At 61.9% G+C, this 21362-nt stretch carries 22 protein-coding genes; 8 read left to right on the top strand and 14 right to left on the bottom strand.

Features of this window, described 5'->3' with window-relative positions:
* Positions 1–31: 31 nt before the first annotated feature.
* The 9 genes from pheT to GRF63_RS12525 form a co-directional block, all read right to left on the bottom strand.
* A complete protein-coding gene (pheT, locus tag GRF63_RS12565; RefSeq protein WP_160486411.1) occupies positions 32–2422 on the bottom strand; it encodes a phenylalanine--tRNA ligase subunit beta in 2391 nt (796 codons plus the stop codon).
* A complete protein-coding gene (gene pheS, locus GRF63_RS12560) occupies positions 2419–3519 on the bottom strand; it encodes a phenylalanine--tRNA ligase subunit alpha (RefSeq protein ID WP_160486410.1) in 1101 nt (366 codons plus the stop codon). The genes pheT and pheS overlap by 4 nt, the downstream gene beginning before the upstream one ends.
* 106 nt (positions 3520–3625) lie before the next feature.
* The gene (locus GRF63_RS16740; protein WP_160486409.1) at positions 3626–4303 is read right to left on the bottom strand and encodes a helix-turn-helix domain-containing protein; all 678 of its coding nucleotides are present in this window, start codon (positions 4301–4303) and stop codon (positions 3626–3628) included.
* A gap of 391 nt (positions 4304–4694) precedes the next feature.
* Positions 4695–5054, bottom strand: a complete 360-nt coding sequence (rplT, locus tag GRF63_RS12550) for a 50S ribosomal protein L20 (protein ID WP_160486408.1) — start codon at positions 5052–5054, stop codon at positions 4695–4697.
* 23 nt (positions 5055–5077) lie between these two features.
* Positions 5078–5281 carry a 50S ribosomal protein L35 gene (gene rpmI, locus GRF63_RS12545; protein ID WP_160486407.1) on the bottom strand — a complete coding sequence of 68 codons (204 nt, stop codon included), beginning with the start codon at positions 5279–5281 and terminating at the stop codon, positions 5078–5080.
* A gap of 405 nt (positions 5282–5686) precedes the next feature.
* Positions 5687–6412, bottom strand: coding sequence for a hypothetical protein (locus GRF63_RS12540; protein ID WP_160486406.1), 726 nt, complete (start codon positions 6410–6412; stop codon positions 5687–5689).
* Positions 6413–6533: 121 nt separating this feature from the next.
* Positions 6534–7313: an inositol monophosphatase family protein gene (locus tag GRF63_RS12535; RefSeq protein ID WP_160486405.1), complete on the bottom strand. Its 780-nt coding sequence runs from the start codon at positions 7311–7313 to the stop codon at positions 6534–6536.
* Positions 7310–7723, bottom strand: a complete 414-nt coding sequence (locus GRF63_RS12530; protein WP_237392525.1) for a cupin domain-containing protein — start codon at positions 7721–7723, stop codon at positions 7310–7312. Before GRF63_RS12530 ends, GRF63_RS12535 begins: the two co-directional genes overlap by 4 nt.
* Positions 7723–8658, bottom strand: coding sequence for a ribose-phosphate pyrophosphokinase (locus GRF63_RS12525; protein WP_160486403.1), 936 nt, complete (start codon positions 8656–8658; stop codon positions 7723–7725). The genes GRF63_RS12530 and GRF63_RS12525 overlap by 1 nt, the downstream gene beginning before the upstream one ends.
* 379 nt (positions 8659–9037) lie before the next feature.
* Here GRF63_RS12525 and GRF63_RS12520 point away from each other — a divergent pair, with 379 nt between their 5' ends.
* Positions 9038–9829, top strand: a complete 792-nt coding sequence (locus GRF63_RS12520; RefSeq protein WP_160486402.1) for an alpha/beta fold hydrolase — start codon at positions 9038–9040, stop codon at positions 9827–9829.
* Between the two features lie 122 nt (positions 9830–9951).
* Here GRF63_RS12520 and GRF63_RS12515 read toward each other — a convergent pair whose 3' ends face one another.
* Both GRF63_RS12515 and glpX read right to left on the bottom strand, forming a co-directional pair.
* Complete coding sequence (locus GRF63_RS12515; protein WP_160486401.1) at positions 9952–10497, bottom strand: hypothetical protein; 546 nt, start codon at positions 10495–10497, stop codon at positions 9952–9954.
* A 60-nt stretch (positions 10498–10557) separates the two neighbouring features.
* Complete coding sequence (glpX, locus tag GRF63_RS12510; RefSeq protein ID WP_160486400.1) at positions 10558–11547, bottom strand: class II fructose-bisphosphatase; 990 nt, start codon at positions 11545–11547, stop codon at positions 10558–10560.
* Between the two features lie 112 nt (positions 11548–11659).
* On the opposite strand from glpX, the gene GRF63_RS12505 reads away from it, so the two are divergent.
* Entirely contained in the window at positions 11660–12115 is a 456-nt protein-coding gene (locus GRF63_RS12505; RefSeq protein ID WP_160486399.1) for a hypothetical protein, read from the top strand.
* A gap of 62 nt (positions 12116–12177) precedes the next feature.
* On the opposite strand, the gene GRF63_RS12500 is transcribed toward GRF63_RS12505, so the two are convergent.
* Positions 12178–13488 (bottom strand): homoserine dehydrogenase, encoded by a 1311-nt coding sequence (locus GRF63_RS12500; RefSeq protein WP_160486398.1) that lies wholly within the window; start codon positions 13486–13488, stop codon positions 12178–12180.
* 100 nt (positions 13489–13588) lie between these two features.
* Positions 13589–14479 (bottom strand): hypothetical protein, encoded by an 891-nt coding sequence (locus tag GRF63_RS12495; protein ID WP_160486397.1) that lies wholly within the window; start codon positions 14477–14479, stop codon positions 13589–13591.
* 345 nt (positions 14480–14824) lie between these two features.
* Here GRF63_RS12495 and GRF63_RS12490 point away from each other — a divergent pair, with 345 nt between their 5' ends.
* From GRF63_RS12490 to GRF63_RS12465, 6 genes are all read left to right on the top strand, one after another.
* Positions 14825–15499 carry an energy transducer TonB gene (locus GRF63_RS12490; protein ID WP_202131743.1) on the top strand — a complete coding sequence of 225 codons (675 nt, stop codon included), beginning with the start codon at positions 14825–14827 and terminating at the stop codon, positions 15497–15499.
* Between the two features lie 36 nt (positions 15500–15535).
* Positions 15536–16354, top strand: a complete 819-nt coding sequence (locus tag GRF63_RS12485) for a MotA/TolQ/ExbB proton channel family protein (protein ID WP_160486396.1) — start codon at positions 15536–15538, stop codon at positions 16352–16354.
* Positions 16355–16439: 85 nt separating this feature from the next.
* The gene (locus GRF63_RS12480) at positions 16440–16979 is read left to right on the top strand and encodes an ExbD/TolR family protein (RefSeq protein WP_202131742.1); all 540 of its coding nucleotides are present in this window, start codon (positions 16440–16442) and stop codon (positions 16977–16979) included.
* 35 nt (positions 16980–17014) lie between these two features.
* Entirely contained in the window at positions 17015–17452 is a 438-nt protein-coding gene (locus GRF63_RS12475) for an ExbD/TolR family protein (protein ID WP_160486395.1), read from the top strand.
* A 138-nt stretch (positions 17453–17590) separates the two neighbouring features.
* Positions 17591–18034 carry an ExbD/TolR family protein gene (locus GRF63_RS12470; RefSeq protein ID WP_160486394.1) on the top strand — a complete coding sequence of 148 codons (444 nt, stop codon included), beginning with the start codon at positions 17591–17593 and terminating at the stop codon, positions 18032–18034.
* A gap of 60 nt (positions 18035–18094) precedes the next feature.
* Positions 18095–18766: a phytanoyl-CoA dioxygenase family protein gene (locus GRF63_RS12465; RefSeq protein WP_160486393.1), complete on the top strand. Its 672-nt coding sequence runs from the start codon at positions 18095–18097 to the stop codon at positions 18764–18766.
* A gap of 4 nt (positions 18767–18770) precedes the next feature.
* Here the strand turns inward: GRF63_RS12465 and GRF63_RS12460 are convergent, their stop codons facing one another.
* Positions 18771–21230, bottom strand: a complete 2460-nt coding sequence (locus tag GRF63_RS12460) for a ligase-associated DNA damage response DEXH box helicase (RefSeq protein WP_160486392.1) — start codon at positions 21228–21230, stop codon at positions 18771–18773.
* Between the last annotated feature and the right edge of the window lie 132 nt (positions 21231–21362).

Genomic DNA, 21362 nt, shown 5'->3' with positions numbered 1-21362 from the left:
CCAGCGCGCCAAAATGGATTGCAAGGCTGCGCTAGCCCCGCAGTTCCGCTCCCTGCTTTGCAGCCGCGGCCACCACCTTGTCGCTGATCGCTTTCAGTTCTTCGTCCTTGTAGCTCTTCTCGCCCGGCTGGAGCGTGACTTCGATGGCCACGCTCTTCTTGCCTTCGGGCACGCCCTGACCGGCAAACACGTCAAACACGCGGGCATCGACGATGTTGGCCTTGTCCGCACCCTTCACCGCGCGCAGCAGATCACCGGCCGCAAGATCCTGCGGCACCAGGAAAGCGAAGTCGCGCTCCACCGATTGCAATGCGGGCGGCGCGTAGGCGGGTTTTTCGAAACCGCTCTTGCCCTTCTTTGCGGGAATGGCGTCGAGATAGATTTCCACGGCGATCACCGTTCCATCGATATCGAAGGCATCCAGCGTCGCCGGATGCAGCGCGCCAAAGCGGGCGAGTATGTTCTTGGGGCCAAGCCGCAAAGTGGCAGACTGGCCGGGGTGGAACTGGCCGCCCGCTTCGCCAAACACCATCAGCTTTTCTACAGGCGCACCGGCATCGGCAAGCAGCGCCTCGGCCTCGGCCTTGCCGTCGAACGCATCGAACGGCGCAGCCTTGCCGGTAGACCAGCCGCGCAGTGTCTTTTCGCCCGACAACAGTACGGCAAGGGTGGACCGCTCATCGCTGGAGCCATCCTCGGCGCGCAAATAGCGGCGGCCGATCTCGAACAATCGCGATCCCGCAGCGCACCTGTCGGCATTGCGCTTCGCCGCGCTCAGCAGGCCGGGGATCAGCGACGGACGCATGGCCTTCATGTCCTCACTGATGGGGTTGTCCAGTACCCACAGCGCATCGCCATCAGCAAAATGTTCGGCCTGGGCCGTAGGCAGGAAGGACCACGTCACCGCCTCATTCAGCCCGCGCGCCGCAGCAGCACGGCGGAGGCGACGTTCCAGCGCCTGCATCGGCGTGGCGGTGGGGCGGGCAACGCCGTCAGCACGCGGCAGCGCGACGCTTTCCACATTGCCGAGGCCATGGATGCGCACGACTTCTTCAACCAGATCGGCAGCGCCCTCGATATCGTGGCGGCGCAGCGGGCAGGTGACCTGCCAGTCAGAGCCAACCGAGAAACCCAGCGCTTCCAGAATGCGCTTCTGCTCGGCTTCGGGCACCTCCACACCGCCAAGCCGCGCGGTGAGTGCAGGATCAAAAGCAATGACCTTCGGATCGGTCGGCGGCGTTCCGGCGCGAACGATCTCGCTCGCCTCTCCGCCGCAGAACCGCTGAATCAGGCTGGTGAGGCTTTCCAGCCCCTCGTCCAGCCAGGCAGGGTCCACGCCGCGCTCGAACCGGGTGCGCGCATCGGTGGCAAGGCCCAGCTTGCGGCCCGTCACGCCGATGGCTTCCGGATCGAAATAGGCGATTTCCAGCAGCACATCGGTGGTTTCCGGCTGCACGGAGCTTTCCTCGCCGCCCATGATCCCGGCGATATCGTGCACGCCACTGTCATCGGCGATCACGGTCATGCTGGGATCGAGCGTGTAGGTCTTCTCGTTCAGCGCCAGCACCTTCTCGCCATCGCGCGCGCGGCGGGCGACGACCGGCCCGGAAAGCTTGTTCAGGTCATAGACGTGCGCCGGACGACCGAAGGCCAGCATCATGTAATTGGTGATGTCCACCAACGCGCTGATCGGGCGCTGGCCCGCCGAGAGGAGGCGCTTCTGCATCCATTCGGGGCTTGCGCCATTGGTCACACCCTTGACGACGCGGCCATAGAAAGCGGGGCAGCCCTCGGCATCGTCCGTGCGGATTTCCACCGGACAGGCGAAGCTGGCGGCAATGTCATGCTCGCGCAGCGGTTTCAGCGTGCCCATGCCGGCCGCCGCCAGATCGCGGGCAATGCCGTAAACGCCCATGCAATCGGGCCGGTTCGGCGTGATCGCCACGTCGAACACGGGCGAGGCACCGTGATATTCGGCAAAGCTTGTTCCTACGGGCGCATCGGCGGGCAATTCGATGATGCCGTCGTGCTCCTCGCCCAGCTCAAGCTCACGCACGGAGCACATCATGCCATTGGATTCGACGCCGCGGATCTCGGACTTGCGCAGCTTCATGCCGTTTGCGGGCACCTCTGCACCCGGAAGGCCCAGCACGCCCTTCATCCCGGCACGCGCATTGGGCGCGCCGCAGACGACTTGCAGCGGATCGCCCTCCCCCGTGTTGACGGAAAGCACCTGCAACCGGTCCGCATCGGGATGCGGCTTGGCGGTAAGAACCTCGGCCACGCGGAAGCCTTCCAGCTTCTCTGCCGGGTCCTCGATATCCTCCACCTCGATGCCGATCGCATTCAGCTTGGCGGCGATTTCAGCGGTGCTCGCATCAGTTTCGAGGAAATAGGTGAGCCATTCGAGCGAGAACTTCATGACCGCGCTCCTACACCGGCGGAAAGGGTGGGCTGGTCGAACGGGCTGAAGCCGTAATGGTTCAGCCAGCGCGTATCGCCATCGAAGAAGGCGCGCAGATCGTCCATGCCGTATTTCAGCATGGCCAGCCGATCCACGCCCACGCCAAAGGCAAAGCCCTGCCATTCGTCGGGATCAAGGCCGCTCATTTCGATCACGCGGCGGTTCACCATGCCGCTGCCGAGCAGTTCCATCCAGCCGTGGCCGGCTTCATCGCCGCTGCCGCCCAGGATGCGTTTGCCGTTTTCGATCGCGAAGCCGACGTCCACCTCCACGCTGGGTTCGGTGAAGGGGAAATAGCTGGGGCGAAGGCGCAGGACGATATCCTCTGTCTCGAAGAAGGCCTTGAGGAAGGTTTCCAGCGTCCATTTCAGGTGGCCAAGGTGAATGCCCTTGTCGATTACCAGCCCTTCGATCTGGTGGAACATCGGCGTGTGGGTGGCATCGCTGTCACTGCGATACACGCGGCCCGGCGCGATGATGCGAAGCGGCGCACCTTCGGCCAGCATGGTGCGCACCTGCACGGGGCTGGTGTGCGTGCGCAGCAGCATCTTGCCACCCTTGGGCGCGGTGTCGGGGAAATAGAAGGTATCGTGCATCGCGCGCGCCGGATGGCTTTCGGGCATGTTGAGCGCGGTGAAATTGTACCAGTCGTCCTCGATCTCCGGTCCGGTAGCCACGGCAAAGCCAAGGTCGGCGAAAATCTCTGCCAGCTCGTCCATCACCTGGCTTACCGGGTGCACGCTGCCCTGCGGTGCCTGGGGAGCAGGCAGGGTGAGATCCAGCGTCTCCGTTGCCAGCCGCGCTTCGAGTTCGGCGGCTTCCAGCTCTGCCTTGCGCGCGGTGATGGCGTCCGTCACCGACTGGCGCAGCGCCTGGATCGCCGGAGCCTTCTCCTGCCGTTCCTCCGGGGTCATCTTGCCCAGCGTCTTCAGCAAGCCGGAAATGCTGCCCTGCTTGCCGAGATATTCGACGCGCAAGGCCTCCAGCGCGCTTAAGTCTTCAGCAGCGGAAATGCGGGACTGGGCCTCTTGGCCTGTTTGATCGTGGTCGGACATGGGTGCTTTGCGGTACTTCGATTTGTTTGACGACAGGCCGCGCCTGTTAGCCGCCCTGCCGCCCGCGCCCAAGCCCTAATTCTCTCAGCGCCCGGGCCGCCCGCCCCTAATGCGCGCCCTGCTCCGTCAATCGCTTGGTGAAGATGTTGCCAAGAACCGGATGCGGCATCTGTGCATATTCGCTGGGCGTCATTTCCATGAACGCGCGAAATTCACGCACGAAATGCGCCTGGTCGACATAGTGGCCATCCAGCGATGCGCTCCAGCTGCGCCCCGGTTCGATCGTGAACTTGCCTAGGCTGCGCAGGAAACGCTGGCGGCGCAGCAGGGTTTTGGGAGGAAAGCCGAAGAAACGCGACGCCAGCCTTTCCAGCGTGCGGCGGCTGATGCCGACACGCTCCGAAAGGGTTTCGACATCGCCGACGGATGGATCGCGCAGCGCCTCGTGCATGGCGATCACCTTTTCTTCATGCGGGCTGCGTGGAGAATCGATCTGGCACAGAAACGTGTCAATCTGGCGGACAACGGCATCCGCATCATCCGGCGTCGCGGCGATGATCTCTGGAATGGCGGTGAAGATCTTGAACGCCGGATGGGTTGATGCATCCACGATGCTGTTGGCGATCGCGCTCGCCGGGCCGTTTGCATATCGTGCCCAGCCCACCGGGCTCAGCCCGACGCTCCATGTTTGGGAGGTGCGAAAGCCTACCCTTAACGATTGGCTGGTGGGGCCATTAGCCGCGAAGGGTGTGTTCTCCTCTGTCGGAGCGTCACCGATAGACACCAGTTGCGGAAGGCCGTGTGCGCGAAAATGAAGGCCTGCCCAATCCGGGTAATGACAATCGCGAACAATTGATGATCCGTCAGTATGGACATCGAAGTTGTAAAGCGCGCTGAAGAACGGCTGTAGAGCGGGAGACAGCTCATAAGCTGTTACCCGCACTGTTCCGTTACAGGCGTCTTCGTTTGGAATTACTCGGCCCCCCATGATTGCGATCCAACCTGCAATCCCGATAAAAGGCAAAGTTTTGACCTTTAAGCAATCAAATTACGAACGGCACTCTGAATGTTCTCCGAACCAGTCCTGATATTCAAGGCTGAAATTGGCAAAGAAAAGGGCGCGGCTGGACCAAACCAACCGCGCCCTTTTGCTATCGGCAAAACCGATGTTGTTCTTAAGCGGGAAGTGCGTCCTTCGCCTGCTTGATGATGAGGCCGAAGGCATCGCCTTCGTTCATCGCCAGATCGGCCATGACCTTCCGGTCCAGCTCGATCCCGGCAAGCTTCACACCATGCATGAACTGCGAATAGGTGAGGCCTTCGGCGCGAACCGCAGCGTTGATACGCTGGATCCACAGGGCGCGGAAGTTGCGCTTCTTAACCTTGCGGTCGCGATAGGCGTACTGGCCGGCCTTTTCGACGGCCTGACGAGCCACGCGGATCGTATTCTTGCGACGACCGCGATAGCCCTTGGCCTGATCGAGTAAGCGCTTGTGCTTCTGGCGTGTGGTCACGCCGCGTTTAATGCGAGGCATATCTTTATCTCCTAAGCTGCGGCTTAACTAAGGCCGTAGGGCGCCCATTTCTTGACGGCGGACCAATCGGCCTTCGACAAGACTTTGGTGCCGCGCTGCTGGCGGATATACTTCGCATTGTGGCTGATCAGGCGGTGACGCTTACCAGCGACACCATGCTTGACCTTGCCGGTGGCAGTGAGCTTGAAGCGTTTTTTAACGCCGCTCTTGGTCTTCAGCTTGGGCATTTTCATCTCCTTGCAGAGACACGTCCTAACCAGCCCTGGCAGCCCTTACGGCCAGACCGGCAGATGATTACGTGTCGGTGAAGGCCGCGCAATTAGCGATTCTGCGCAGGAATGCAAGTTAGTTGATGAACTACATGCGGGGGTGAGGCGCTGATAATGCGGCCCAGATGTTCGTGGGCGTCGACGATGTGAAAGAGCGATTCGCGATCCTGCCCTTGTGGTTGGCCGTAGGAAACGGCCCAGTGGGCAGGAACGCGAACTTGCGAAGGGTCTTCGACATCTGTGCCGAGCTTTCGTGCAGTTTCAAGCTGATTTCTCTCCGAGCCCTCAATTTAAAAGCAAGCTGTAGCCAAAGCCGCGATCATACGAGTCGAGAGCCAGAAGAGGAAAAAAGAGCTTCGCGGTTCATTGTAATATCCCCTTGCTAAAAGCACCTTGGGACAGATCGTTGGCTAATCGATGCTCCGCATGAACCGAATTTAGCCGTTGCCCATCAAGCATCTTGTCATAGTAGTTCGGCAACCACCCCAACCGCTCCTCGATACCGGTCGTCACCGGATCATCGGTCATCTGCACCCTGATGCGCTTCAGGCTCACGCCTTCGCCAAAGCTGGCTGCGAAGTCATCCGGGTCGACCCGCTCCACGCTGGTCGGATCGTCCAGTTCGCCAAAGGTCACCAGCATCGGCAGCGCCGATCTCGTCCCCGGCTTTCCAGCGCGCGGCCAATATCGCGGCAAATCCTGCGGCCCTTCAAGTAGCAGCATATTGTCCAGCCGCTCCGACCAGCTTTCCCACTCGATGTCCGGTGCAATATCCTGCATCACATAGCTCGCCCATTCGATATTATCGTCGGAGCGCAGCAAGGCGAACAGCACACGGTTATCAGGAAGGTCTACAGCAACCGCCTTACCCTGTAGGCGGCGATATACAGCCTGGTGGGCGGGGCTGGCGCCAGACCGGCCCAGCCTTTGCGTGACCTCGATCACGCTGGAGCCGCTGCGCACACCTTCGGGTGTGTCGACTTCCACTGTCAGGCGATAGCGGTAATCCGGTGGGCCGCTGTCATGCGGTTCATCCTGCGCAACCCCGCAGCCGCCCAAAGACAGCGCCGCCAGCAAAACCCAGATCATCCCGCCAATGCGCATAAATACCCCTCGCTCAAAAGTCGAACGGGCTATGCAATCGCATGATTTGCTTACTTTTTGGTCGGCGCGTGCGGGAGCCTTCTGGCCGCCCCCTATTGTCCGCCCCCTACTGTCCGCCCATGGCCTCCAGCACATCTTCCAGCCGCGCCGGATCGCCCAGCGCCAGCACGGTGCCGTCGGAGCCTGCGTGCAGCGGTTCGCCCGCCCAGTCGCACATCATGCCGCCTGCGCCTTCGACGACCGGCACCAGAGCCGCGTAATCATGCAACTTCAGCCCCGCTTCGCACACCACGTCGATCTGGCCCGACGCGAGGCAGGCGTAATTGTAGCAATCGCCGCCCATCACCATGCGCTTGTGATCGGTCTTCGCGGCCAGCGCCATGAACACATCGCCCTGGCCTTGCGTGAAATAATGCGGGCCGGTGGTGGCAAGGCTGGCGGCGGAGAGTTCGCGGCAACGGCGCGTTTCCACCCGGCTGCCGTTGAAGGTCGTCGGCTCTCCGGCAACACCCAGCCAGCGTTCCGAGGCAATCGGCTGATCGATCATGCCCAGCACGGGGAAGCCATCCACCAGCAGCGCGATCAGCGTGCCGAAAATGGGGCGTCCGGCCAGAAAGGCGGTGGTGCCATCGATCGGATCCAGCACCCATTGCCGCCCGGAAACGCCTTCCTTCACGCCGAATTCCTCGCCGTGAATGCCGTCGCCCGAAAACTCCGCCTCGATCAGCTTGCGCATCGCCTCTTCGGCATTGCGATCCGCTATCGTGACGGGGGAGGCATCGTCCTTCGCCTCGCTCTCCACGCCGGAGCGGAACAGCGGGCGGATTTCCTCGCGCGCAACATCGGCAAGGCGGTGAGCAAGGGCGATTTCGGCATCAAGTTTCATTCGGCTTCAACCCCATCTGCGGGCAGTCGTTCCGGATCGCCTTCGTCATGCAGGCGGATCACGATGGCGCGCACCCCATCGCCGCCTGCGCGCGGCGTGTGCACCTGCCTTGCGGGGATGACGAAGCTTTCTCCGGCGGTCAGGGTCCGCGGCGGCGATCCCTCCATGTCGAGCAGGGCGCTGCCTTCGATCACGTAGAGATATTCCTCCCACGGATGGAAATGCGCAGCGCCAACGGCATCGGGCGGCAGGTTCAGGTCTGTCACCAGCAGGCGATGATCGGGCGCTGCACCGGGTGCGGCATTAAAAACCGGATTTGGCCCCAGCGGTGGCTGCCAGCTGACCGGCGCAGGTGCGGCCGCCGTGCAGCCCGCCAATGTTATGGCAAGCAGGGCAGCCGCAGCGCGCATCAATCGAACAGGCTGGAGACGCTGCTTTCATCCGCAATGCGGCGAATCGCCTCGCCCAGCAGCGGGGCGATGGGCAGGATGCGGATGCGGTCTGAATCCTTGGCCGCATCGGTCGGCTGGATGGAATCGGAAATTACCAGCTCCTTCAGCGCGGACTTGTTCACCCGCGCCACCGCACCGCCCGACAGCACGCCGTGCGTGATATAGGCCGTCACGCTTTTCGCGCCCTGATCCAGCAGCGCCTGCGCAGCATTGCACAGCGTGCCGCCCGAATCGACGATATCGTCAATTAGGATGCAGCAGCGGCCCTTCACATCACCGATGATGTTCATCACTTCGCTTTCGCCGGGGCGATCGCGGCGCTTGTCCACGATGGCGAGCGGGGCGTTGTCCAGCCGCTTTGCCAGGGCGCGGGCGCGCACCACGCCGCCCACATCGGGGGAGACGACCATCAGGTCCTTCTCGCCATAACGTGCCTGGATATCGGCAGCCATGGTGGGCGCGGCATAGAGATTGTCGGTCGGGATATCGAAGAAGCCCTGGATCTGGCCTGCGTGCAGATCCACCGCCAGCACGCGATCCGCGCCTGCCTCTGTAATCAGGTTTGCCACCAGCTTGGCCGAGATCGGCGTGCGCGGGCCGGGTTTGCGATCCTGCCGGGCATAGCCGAAATAGGGCACCACAGCGGTGATCCGCTTGGCAGACGCGCGGCGCAGCGCATCGATGCCGATCAGCAGTTCCATCAGATTGTCATTCGCCGGGAAGCTGGTGGACTGAACGATGAACACGTCCTCCCCACGCACGTTCTCGTGAATCTCGATGAACACCTCTTCATCGGCAAAGCGGCGAACGCTGGCATCGGTGAGGGGAACTTCAAGATAGCCGGCAATGGCACGGGCGAGGGGCAAATTCGAATTGCCGGACATGATTTTCATGGATGCGAATCCCTGTGTGGTGCTGGAGGCTTCGCCCTAGCCGAGAGTCATGGAATTGCAATGTGGAGGCCCGTTGTTTTGCGCAGCCGCCTCCGCGGCTGCTTCCTCGCTAGACGCGCTCCGCTACGCTACGCGCCCGCTGCGATCGGGCGTTCGTCCTTGCGGTCGGCGAGGTGCCGACCGAGCTTGTGCCTCCAATTGGCATTGAGGGCAAAAGCGGACATTGCCGAATGACTGGGATTGGGGTGGTTAGCGGACGTCGAAGATACGAGATTGAGCGACCCCAACTGGGCCGATACCGGACTGTCCGTTCTTGGTCTCACCTCGGGCGATGACGACATCTACGGGGCCATAAGTCGGTGCGAGACGTTACCATTACATGACCATGCACATTACCCGCGCAGGGCGCGGAAAACCCCTTCTCCTTGTCCACGGACTAGGGGCTACTTCCGGCTCGTGGGACACGATCTCGCCTGCGCTTTCTCAAGTCAGGGATGTGATCGCCATAGACCTACCCGGCCATGGGCAGACACCCGAAGAGGCCGACAGCGGAACGTTCGACGGTCTCGCGCGGAGTCTGGACGACTGGCTCGGCGCGAAGAATCTCACAGATATTGATATGGTTGGCAGTTCGTTGGGCGCTCGCCTGGTGCTCGAGATGGCGCGGCGCGGCCGAGCGGGCGCGGTTGTCGCGTTGGATCCGGGCGGCTTCTGGCAGGGGTGGGAGCGTAACTTCTTCAAAGCGACCATAACGCCATCGGTTGCCCTGGTTCGCGCGCTGCGACCGGCGCTTTCTGCCATTACCGGAAATGTCGCAGGCCGGACCGCGCTGATGGCCCAGCTTTCTGCAAGGCCTTGGAAACTCGACCCGGCCTTCGTCGCGCGTGAACTCAGGTCATTGGCTAATACGCGGACCGTCAACTCGCTCGTGAAGGACCTCGCCGACGGCGCAATGCAAGAGGGACCTGCGAAAACAGCTGAGCCCGTTGTCATCGGCTGGGGACGCAAGGATCGGCTGTGTCTACCGCAGCAGGCGGATCGCGCGATCAAAGCATTTCCCGAAGCGACGCTGCACTGGTTCGAACGTAGCGGACACTTTCCCATGTGGGATCAGCCAGAGGAGACCATTCGCGTGATTCTGCATGCAATGAGCACCTCGGCATCGGGATAATACTGCGACTGGCCGGCTCGCAAAGTGAGGCGAAAGCAGGGGACAGTCCCATTGCAAGGTCCTTTGTCGGGTCGTTAGCCGACAGGCCGCTTTTGGCGGGGCGCAAACCCCACGTAATCGCCTCAGCGATGATCGCCGGGATCAGGCTGATCTATGATGGCTTCGGAAGGGTTCTCCTGCACGCGTTTGCGCAAGGTTTCGCGCAATGCCGATGCGCGCAGGAAGCTGGCGGCAAAGCGTGTTGCGATGGTCAGGGCCAACAGGGCGGCGATATTGCCCAGCACGCCCCAGCTGGCAGAGAACAGCGCGGCCAGCACGCCTGTAAACACCACGCCGATGCCTGCCAGCAGCACGCCAAGGATAACGCCCAGCATGCCCCATTCGATATAGGTCGACGCCAGCGAATAGAGCCACAGGCTGACGCCGAAAAGCAGCGATGCGAAGCCTAGCAGGCTGCTGGCCACCCCGCGCATCGCCGGGATGATGGCCAGCGGGACGAGTGCCAGAGACACCAGCGCCGCAATCCCGATCAGATCGGGCATCCAGCCAAGCGTCCAGACGCTGAACTTGGCAGCGCCGAACAGCAGCAGCACGGGCACGGCGATAATCGCCAGAAGCACGACGATGCCGACAGCCGAAAGGCCAAGGGCGCTACCGCCGAATTTCATGACCTTGATTTTCGCCATCGACCGGCCTTGCTCAACTGGATTCGGGGGTCCGGGTGAACCCTAGATCCGGTGCTCACCCTTAACCCAGCGCACCGTGCCGGACGAAGCGCGCATCACCACGCTTTCAGTGGTCATGATGCGTTCGCCATTGGGGCGTTTGATCTTCTTCACGCCGTCCAGCAGCGAGCCGTCGGTTACGCCCGTGGCAGCAAAGATAACGTCGCCTTTGGCAAGATCGTGCAGCTTGTAGATGCGATCCAGGTCCTCGATGCCCCACTTGGCGGCACGCTTGCGCTCATCATCATTGCGGAACAATAGGCGGCCATTGAACTGCCCGCCCACGCAGCGAAGCGCGGCCGCGGCCAGCACGCCTTCGGGCGCGCCGCCTGAACCCATATAGATGTCGATCGTGGTGTCCTGATCGGTGGTGGCGATCACGCCGGCCACATCGCCATCGCCGATCAGCACCACGCCGCAGCCGATGCTGCGCAGTTCCGCGATCAGTTCTGCATGGCGCGGGCGATCCAGCACGCACACGATGATTTCAGACGGCTTCACACCCTTGGCGGCGGCAACGGCTTCCACGTTCTGCGTAACGCTGTTGTCCAGGCTGATCACGTCTTCGGGATAGCCGGGGCCAACCGCGATCTTGTCCATGTAAACGTCAGGCGCGTTCAGCAGGCAGCCCTCTTCGGCAGCGGCCAGCACGGCCAGCGCATTGGGCCCGGCCTTGGCGGTGATGGTGGTGCCTTCCAGCGGGTCCAGCGCGATATCGATCTTGGGGCCCTTGCCCGGCGCACCGCCGACCTTTTCACCGATATAGAGCATGGGCGCTTCGTCACGTTCGCCTTCCCCGATTACCACGGTGCCATCGATATCAAGCGTATCGAATGTCTGGCGCATCGCTTCCACGGCGGCGGCATCGGCGGCTTTTTCATCGCCGCGCCCAACCAGTGTGGAGGCGGCAACGGCAGCAGCCTCCGTAACGCGCACCATTTCCATGACGAGTACGCGATCGAGAACGCTCTTGGCGGAATTATCGGAGTTCATAAGTAATTCAGGCTCCCATCGGAAACTGGCCGGGACTTAAAGCAATGCCGCTTAGGTCGAGGGGGTGTGAATGTCGAGGCTATCAGCCGTAATTTTCGCACCGCTACTTATAATGGGTGTTCCTGCATCACCGGCATTCACGCAAGAGGTGTACGGCCCCACCGATATTGCCAATGAAAGCGGCGGTGCATTTGACGACGATGCGCCGGTTCCGCTGGTGGAGCCCAAGCGTTGCGAGGAAGATATCCGTGAAGACGGCGCAATCGTGGTGTGCCGCGAACTGCCCGAGACCGAACGCTATCTTTCACCCCTGCCACGGCCCGTGCAATCGGACCGGCGGCATGTTCCCGGCCTAACCGATCCGCCATGCTGGGTCCTCGGCCTCGGCCCGCCCAGTTGCATTCGCGTCGGCTCCGTCCCGCCCTATCCACCGCTGGTGGATACGACCGCGTTTCCCGAACCCCTAAGCGAGGAGGAAGCCGCGGCGGTGAGCGCGATAGAGGCAGACGCGCCTGCCGCCGAACTGACGGGGAAGCGGGTGCCGATAGATATCTCTGGCGATGATTAGGCGGCGAGCAGCAGCAGCGAGATAGCAGTGGTGGCGCTCCCTCGTGCCACCCCGGCCGGTGACTAGCCGATCAGGCGCATCACCAGCGGTTCTTCCACCAGGCTTGCCGAACCTTCCAGCAGCTCGAGGGCCTTGGCCACGCCGCTTTCCGGTCCTTCGTGGGTGACGATGGCAACCAGCACGGGTTCATCGCCGCTATCATCCGGCTGGCCGTGCTGGATCATGCTCTCGATGGAGACGCCTGCATCGCGCATGGCGGCGGTAATCTCTGCCAGCACGCCGGGCCGATCTGCCACAGTGAAACGCACATAGGCGCGGTTGCGGCGGTCACCCGGATCGGCGGGCGTGCTGGATTGCAGCGTATCCACCGGCTGCGAGAACGGCGCCATGCTGCTGCCACGGGCGATATCGACAAGGTCAGCCACCACGGCGCTGGCGGTGGGGCCATCGCCCGCGCCCGCACCCTGGAACAGCAGGCGACCCACGTGATTGCCCTCTGCCACCACGGCATTGGTGGGGCCGTCCACCGCGGCCAGCGGATGTTTTACGGGCACCAGATATGGCGCAACGCGCTGGAACAGGTGACGCGTGCCGTCCTTGTCGGTGCAATCGGAAAGGCCGATCAGGCGGATGACATAGCCAAGATCGCGCGCCTGAGAGATATCGGCGGCGCGAATGCGGCTGATGCCGGATGTGTCCACCGCCGCGAAATCAAGCTCCGTACCATAGGCAATGCTGGCCAGAATGGAGAGCTTGTGCGCTGCATCCACCCCTTCGATATCGAAGGTTGGGTCCGCCTCTGCATAGCCCAGCGCCTGCGCATCGGCGAGAACATCGGAGAAATCGCGTCCCGTCGTCTCCATTTCGGAGAGGATGTAATTGCAGGTGCCGTTGAGGATGCCGTAAATCCGTTCGATCCGGTTCGCAGCTGCGCCTTCTGCCAGCCCCTTTATCACAGGGATGCCGCCAGCCACCGCCGCCTCATACCGCAAGGGCGCGCCATTGCCTTCTGCCAGTTTTGCCAGTTCCAGCCCGTGATGGGCCACCATCGCCTTGTTCGCCGTGACCAGGCCCTTGCCGCTGGCCAGCGATTTTCGCGCCAGCGTCAGGGCAGGCCCGTCAGAACCGCCGACCAGTTCCACCACCACATCGATATCGTCACGGGCGGCCAGCACCGTCATGTCGTCCTCCCAGGCATAGGGAGACAGGTCCACACCGCGATCCTTGGCCCGGTCACGCGCGGAAACCGCCACCACTTCTATGGCCCGCCCGGCGCGGTTCGCAATCACTTCCGAGTTTTCAGCCAGCAGGCGCAGCACGCCTGCACCCACCGTACCCAGCCCCGCCAATGCGATTCGCAAATTCTCAGCCATCGAAATTCCTGCCTGTCCTGTGACGTGTTTTGTGCGGCGCAGGCGTTAGGCAAGCCCGCGCCGCTTGGCCAGAGCAGTGTTGCATCGATTTATCGTGAATTCAGGTGAAGCGCCGCTCGCAGTTGCCCAGCTCGGACAGGATATAGGCGTAATCCGCCCGCGCCTGATCCTGCGAAGTGCGGTCGCTCTGCAAAAACGCGTCGGCGGGCAATTCGCGTGGAAGAGAGCACGCCAGGCGATACCAGACGAGGGTATCACGCTCTGGCGCCTCAGCCGCGGCGTCCACCAGCTCCCCCAGTGACACGCCCCATTGCGGTGCCATGCCGGGGCGGCGAATCACCGTGAGCGACACCGGCTGGCCGGTGCTGGTTTCAACGAACATCTGCGTTTCCGATTCGCCCACCAGATTACCGGGAACGGAGATTACATCGCGCAGGCCGGTGATCATCGGTGGCGCATCGGCCGCGGCAAGCTGGGTCAGCACCCGGCGCACGCGGGCCTCGATCTGCGGGCCGGCGGGCAGCATCGAATCGGATGACAAAAGCTGCAGCGCACCCGGCTGGGTTTGGGACAGATCTCCGAACACCAGGAACTGCCGCCCCTCCAGATCGGGCGCCTTGCCATCTGCATCGCGGCGCTGATCCACCACATAGGCCAGCTGCGCGCCAACCGCCTGCGGACCGGCCAGCAGGCTTTGCGTAAGCGACTCTATATAAAGGCGAATTTCCGATGGCGGCACATCCGGCGCGCGCTCTTGCGGGAAGGCAATCTGCTCCTCCACCGCAACGATGGCGACGGTGTCCGCCTCCATCGCCATGGTCACCAGATCGGCATAGGTAGGCGCCTGTGCATCGGGCAATTCCGTCATGGGCACATTCTGCGACATGGCAGTGCCGGAGCTGACGCAGGCCGTGACGGTAAAAGCCAGTGTGGCGCCAAGTGCGGCGCGCGTAATACGTGAAGCTTTACGTGAAAAAGAGCGGGTCGACATGGCAATCCTTCTGCGCGTTGGTGTCCATAGGACAATGCGTAATCCTGCCCTTGGGGTCCGGTTTAATCGGCAAGTCAGGCCTGTGTCCTGAATCATGACTTAATCAACAAAGGGTTTGCCCGAACCCTTCAGGCTCGTTAAGAGCCGCCCAAGTCTGTCCGGGAGAAAACAAAAAATTCCCGCTGTGGCGTTTTTGGCACATTAACTGTTGTGCCGGGTCGGTGTCACAAGGTATCAAAACGGTAGGCAAGATTTTCAAGCTGGGTTGTCCGGACTATGTTTGGACTACCCTTGGAGAGCCGGATTTCGGTCTGGCTGGACGTTAAACTGGAGTGAAGGGACTGGATGGCTTACGCTGACCAAGAGATGAGCGGCAGTCGAGTAATCTCGATTGTCATCGTTGCCCTCATCCACGTGGCCGTGGGCTACCTGCTTATTTCCGGACTCGCCATTTCGGCGGTGAAGGAGATTGCAGAGCGGGTCACCACCGTGGATATTGAGGAGCCGGAACCGGAGCCGGAGGAGGAACCCCCGCCCCCGCCGCCGGAACAGGAAGTTGCACCGCCACCGCCGGTTGCACCTCCGCCACCTATTAATGTGAGCGTCGCACCACCGCCAATCCGGACGCAGGCGAACATCCCGCCACCGGCACCCCCGGCACTGCGGATTCCGCCGCCGGCACCGGCTGCACCTCCGGCACCGCCACCAGCGCCGCCGCCACCTTCGAAGGCACGGCCGGCAACGCCGGATGGCCAGGCACGCTGGACCCGTCGCATCATCGAGAACTACCCTTCGCGCGCTCTGCGTCGTGAGATCGAGGGTACGGTGGGTGTTGCTGTTACAGTGGGAGCCGACGGACGCGTATCGTCCTGCCGGGTTACCCGTGCTGCAGATCCGACCCTGGATCAGGCGGCCTGTGACGACGTGACGCGCTACGCCCGGTTCAACCCTGCTTTGGACGACGCTGGCAACCCGACTTCGGGCAGCTGGTCGACCAACATCGTTTACCAGATCAACTGATCGAACAGATTTTCTCTAGGAAGAGGACTTAATCGCATGCTTATCGAAATTCTAGCAGCCACGGGTGGCGAAGCCCCCGTCAACGAATTCGGCTTCATCAAAGCTATGGAAGAAGGCGGCCCCGTCGCCTGGACCATCCTTGCCATCATGATCATCATGTCGGTTGGCTCCTTCTACATCCTGTTCACGAAGATTTTCGAACAGAACAAGGTGATGAAGGAATACCGTTCGAACCGTGCCAATTTCTGGCGTGCCGGTTCGCTGAAGGAAGGCGCTTCCAAGTTCGACAAGAACAGCGCCTGGCGCCAGCTGGTTGACGACGGCATCCGTGCCGGCGACGAATCGTCCAAGATGGATGACAGCCTGGAATCGCACGATTGGCTGCACGGTACGCTGCAGCGTTCGGAAAGCTCGATCATGGCACGCCTCAACGGCGGCCTGCCGTTCCTCGCCACGGTGGGTGCAACCGCTCCCTTCGTCGGTCTGCTCGGTACCGTGATCGGTATTTACCGCGCCCTGATCAACATCGGTATTTCGGGCTCTGCCTCGATCGACAAGGTTGCAGGTCCGGTTGGTGAAGCACTGATCATGACCGCCATCGGCCTGATCGTGGCTGTGCCGGCTGTGTTCGCCTACAACTACCTGATGAGCCGCAACCGCAAGATCGCAGCGATGCTTTCCGGCTTCTCCACCGATCTGCAGGCCAACATCACCTCGAACGGTGCCGTGAAGCCTGCCATGGTTCAGGCCAAGCCCACCACGGCGACCGCCAAGCCAGCTACGGCTGCAAAGCCCGCAACCACCAAGATGGGTGCGACCACTACCTCGACTGCACCGAACGCACCGAGGAAGTAAGCCACCGGCTTAAACCGAATTGGCGGGCGCTTTCGCATGCAGGCGCCCGCCACCAGATTACGTAACCTGAGATAGGACAAGAGACATGGCCATAGCGATGGGAGATGGCGCCGGCGAAACGCCGATGTCAGACATCAACACCACGCCGCTGGTGGATGTCATGCTGGTGCTGCTGATCATCTTCCTGATCGCGGTTCCCGTTGCCATCCAGACCGTCGAAGAACTCGAAATCCCGATTTTCGAATCGATCGAGTCCGACGACAAGGTCGAGAACCTGCTGATCACGGTGACCACCACCGACCCCGAAGGCCGCACGCCCAGCACGCTGAACACCGCGTACACCGGTGCGAGCCGCGACGGAGAGTGCCGGATCTTCCTGAACAACACCACGCTTGTGGATTCCGGCGAACTTTACGACCGCGCCTTCGAACGTCTCGATGCGATCGTGCAGCGTGCCGGCGGGGCCGATGCCATCATGGCTGATCCGGACCTGATCCCGCAGGTGCATATCCGTGGTGACCAGGATGCGCCGTGGCGCTGTGTTGCCGGTACGATTTTCAACGTCCAGGCGGCCGGTTATCCGACCATCGGATTTATTTCCAACCCCGTCGACCCCAACGGTTGATCGGCGCGGTAGAGAGTTTCAAGGAGTAAAAACCCATGGCAATGTCAGGTGGCGGCGACGACGGCGAACCGATGATGGACATGAACATGACGCCGTTGATCGACGTCCTGCTCGTGCTCCTCATCATGTTCATCATCACGATCCCGGTCGCGACACATGCGATCAATATCGATCTTCCTTCGCCCACGAACAATCCTAACACCCCGGATGTCGACCCGGTAAAGAACAAGATCGTGTTGACCCCGGACGGCCAGATTCTCTGGAATTCAGATCCGATCAGCCAGGGTGAACTGGTTGGCAATCTGCAGGAGTCACTGGGCTTCGCGGTGGAACCCGAACTGCAGTTCGAGCCGGAAGCAAATGCCAGCTACGATCTGTCTGCCAAGGTGCTCAACATCATCAAGGCAAGCGGTGTCACGAAGTTCGGCTTCGTTGGAAACGAGAAATATCGCAGCTTCTCCAAGGGCGAATAGTCCCTCTGGCATAAGCTGAAGAAATCAGGGGCGGAGCGATCCGCCCCTTTTTCGTGCCTGTCATCCGCGCCTCACCCCCCGCAATTTGACACCTTCGGTAATGTGTGATGTTATGTTGTGACACATAAGGAAGGTATCATGGCCATACGTTCTCGCATGCTTGATCGCAGCTTCAACACAACGCCGCAGCCGATGAGCGCGCTCAATATCACGCCGCTCATCGATGTGCTGCTTGTCCTGCTCGTCATGCTCATCCTCTCCATCCCCATCGCCGCACATCGGCTGGACGTGGACCTGCCGGGCCCGCCAAAGGGGATCGCCAGCGACTATGAAAGCGTGGCGCTGGTCGTGCAGCAAAACGGCGGCGTGCTGTGGAATGGTGAAACGGTATCGCAAAGCCAACTGGAGACCCGCCTTGCCAGCGCAAGGACGCAGTCCGAAATGCCGGTGATCCGGTTCGAACCCGAAGCGAATGCCAGCTACAACGATAGCGTGAAGGTCATCAACGCGGTGGCTGATGCAAAGCTCGACAAGTTCGCATTTGTCGGGAATGAGCGATATCGCGAGTTCGATGCGGACTGACGATCGTTACCATTAAGAGCTGTGTTTGCATCGCGAACGGCAAAGTCCCATCATGTCCGCGTGGATGACGATCAGCTAAACAAGTTCAAGACGATCGGGGCCGCACATTTTCCCGGCGCCCTGGCTGGCAACGTTGCGGCAATCGAGGCAATCGTTGCGCCTTGGTCGGGCGATGCTGCGGGCCATCGATTGGCAGACCTGCGCCAGCTTGCACCGATAATCTCTCAGGGCGTTTGCAACAACATTGCGCAAAACCTGATCGGGCCGGCCCGGGCTGTGCGCGCCGTGCTATTCGACAAGACTGCGAAACACAATTGGTCGCTGGCCTGGCATCAGGATAGAACCATTGCAGTGCGCAAACCGATACGATTGCCGGGCTTCAGTACCTGGACAATCAAACAGGGCATACATCACGTGGAGCCTCCGTTCGGTCTGCTGGCGGGCATGGCAACCTTACGCATCCATCTGGATCAGGTGAACCTCGACAACGGCCCGCTCGATATCGCAGCAGGTTCGCATCTATTGGGTCTCATTCCAGAACCTGAAATCGCCAAAGTCGTCGGCATGTCCACCATCCGGAGATGCATTGCCCAAGCAGGCGATGTCTGGGCCTATTCGACGCCAATCCTCCACGCCTCTGCCGCAAGCATCAAGCCGCGCACTCGCCGGGTGTTGCAAATAGATTATTGCGCCGAAGAACTGCCGAGCCCGCTCCAATGGCTGGCCGTTTAGACAATTAGTCGCTCAAATCTTCCGGCAGGCCGTCCACCCTCATCGCCGCGCCTGCCAGCGTCTCCGCCTCCAGCAACAGCTCGTCATCCTGCGCGCCTTGCGGAACTGCCTCACGGCCGATCATCACCATCACCGGCACCGCCAACGGGCTGACGCGATCCAGCGTGACGTGGTCCAGCCGCTCCGCCGCGCTATCGAGCAAATCGCCCAGCCGGCCAATATCCGTCATGCGCGTGCGGGCATCGGCCCATGCCGCCTCGATCAGCACGTGGTCCGGCTCATACTTGCGCAGTACGTCATAGATCAGGTCCGTGCTGAAGGTGACCTGCCGCCCGGTCTTGCGCTTGCCCGGATGCTGCCGCTCCACCAGCCCGCCGATCACTGCCACTTCACGAAAGGCGCGGCGCAGAAGGTGCGATTCCTGCACCCAGTCGATGAATTCCTCCGTCAGGATATCGGGCGATAGCAATGGGCGTGGGTCTTCCACCGGCTTCAGCCCCCAGACGGCCAGCGAGTAATCATTGGCAACGAAGCCACCGGGCATCAGGCCCAGATCCTCCATCCGCTTGGTGATCAGCATGCCCAGCGACTGGTTCGCATTCCAGCCTACGAAGGTGTAATAGACGGTGTAGTGGCGTTTCGCGTGGGGGAAGCTTTCCACCAGCAGATTGTCCGGCCCCGGCAGGTGACTGCGCCAGTCCTGCACCTCCAGCCATTCGCGCACATCATCGGGAAAGCGAGACCAGCCCGCGCGGTCCACCAGCAGGGCGCGCACGCGGTCCGCCAGATGGGTGGTGAGCGGCAGGCGCAGGCCGCCATAGCTGGGGATCATCGCAGCCTTGGAACTGGCGCGCACCGTCAGCTCCATGTCCTTGATCTGCTCCACCTCAAGGTTCACGCCGCTGAACTGGAAGGTGTCACCGGGGCGCAGCGATGCGGCGAAGCGCTCCTCCACCTTCCCCAGTGATCGGCCGTTGCGGAAACGCACGTCCAGCATCTCTGAATCGATGATGATCCCTGCATTCATGCGGTGGCGCTGCGCCTGTTCGGGGTGGGTGAGCCGCCACACGCCTTGCGCGTCGCGCGTGATCCGCTTGAACTTGTCGTAGGCCTTCAGCGCGTATCCACCCGTGGCCACGAATTCCAGAACGCGGGAGAACTGCTCTGCATCGATCATGGCATAGGGCCAGCAGGAGCGGATTTCGGATAGCAGCTCATCCTCCCGAAACGGCGCGGCGCAGGCACAGGCCATCACGTGCTGCGCCAGCACATCCAGCCCGCCGGGGCGGAAATCCTCGCCATCGCGCTGCCCCTCGTCCACGGCCTGCATGGCGGCGGTGGCTTCCAGAAATTCAAAGCGATTGCCCGGCACCAGCAGCGCACGGCTGGGCTGATCCAGCCGGTGATTGGCGCGGCCAATGCGCTGCAACAGCCGTGACGATCCCTTGGGCGCGCCCATCTGCACGACCATGTCTATATCGCCCCAGTCGACACCCAGATCCAGGCTGGCCGTACACACCAATGCGCGCAACTCGCCGCGCGCCATGGCGCCTTCCACCTTGCGGCGCGCTTCTTTCGATAGAGAGCCGTGATGGATGCCGATTGGCAGGTTCTCCTCGTTGGCATCCCACAAATGCTGAAAGATGTACTCGGCCAGAAAGCGCGTGTTGGTGAACACCAGCGTGGTGTTGTTCTTCGCGATCCGTTCGTAAAGCTGAGGGATGGACCATGTGGCAGCATGGCCACCCCATGGAACGCGTTCGCCATCGGGCAGCAGGATCTCCACCTCCGGCTCCGCGCCCTGTTCCCCCTGCACCAGTTCCACGCAATCCAGATCGCCCCACGGCGCGATCCATCCGCGATAGCCTTCGGGATCAGCCACCGTGGCCGAAAGGGCGGCGCGTTGCATATCGGGCGCGATGGCTTGCAGGCGGGACAGCGCCAGCGCCAGCAGATCGCCGCGCTTCTGGGTGGCGAAGGCGTGGATCTCGTCCACCACCACGCGTTTCAGCCCTTCGAACAGGGTGAGGCTATCCTCGAAACTGAGCAGAAGAGAGAGGCTTTCCGGCGTGGTGAGCAGGATGTTGGGCGGCTTCACACGCTGGCGGCGCTTGCGATCCGACGGGGTATCTCCGCTGCGCGTTTCGATGCGCAGGTCCAGCCCCATCTCCTCCACGGGCGTGAACAGGTTGCGCTGCACATCATGCGCCAGTGCCTTCAATGGCGAGATATAGAGGGTGTGCAATCCTTGCGGTCGCTCCCCTTCCCCGATGCGGGATGGGCAGAAGGCTGCCAGCGTCGGCAGGAAACCCGCCAGCGTCTTGCCCGCGCCCGTATCGGCCACCAGCATCGCGTGCTTGCCGGCATCGGACGCGGCCAGCATTTCCGCCTGGTGCCGCCGCACGCGCCAGTCACGGCTGGCGAACCAGTCGGTGATTTCAGGCGGAATTGCGGGTTCAGTCATACGCACAGGCCCGTGCGCAGACGTGCGTATCGGCACGTCCTGAGGAGCAGATATGTCTGGCACCGCCACATCGGGCGGCGGGTTCACTGGCCAGGGGTTGGTGCATCGGGTGCCTTGTCACTTCGTAGAAGT

The sequence above is a fragment of the Aurantiacibacter rhizosphaerae genome (genome assembly GCF_009807005.1).
Classification (GTDB): Bacteria; Pseudomonadota; Alphaproteobacteria; order Sphingomonadales; family Sphingomonadaceae; genus Alteraurantiacibacter; species Alteraurantiacibacter rhizosphaerae.
Note: the sequence above shows the minus strand (reverse complement) of the source record. Positions and strands in the feature narration are given on the sequence as shown.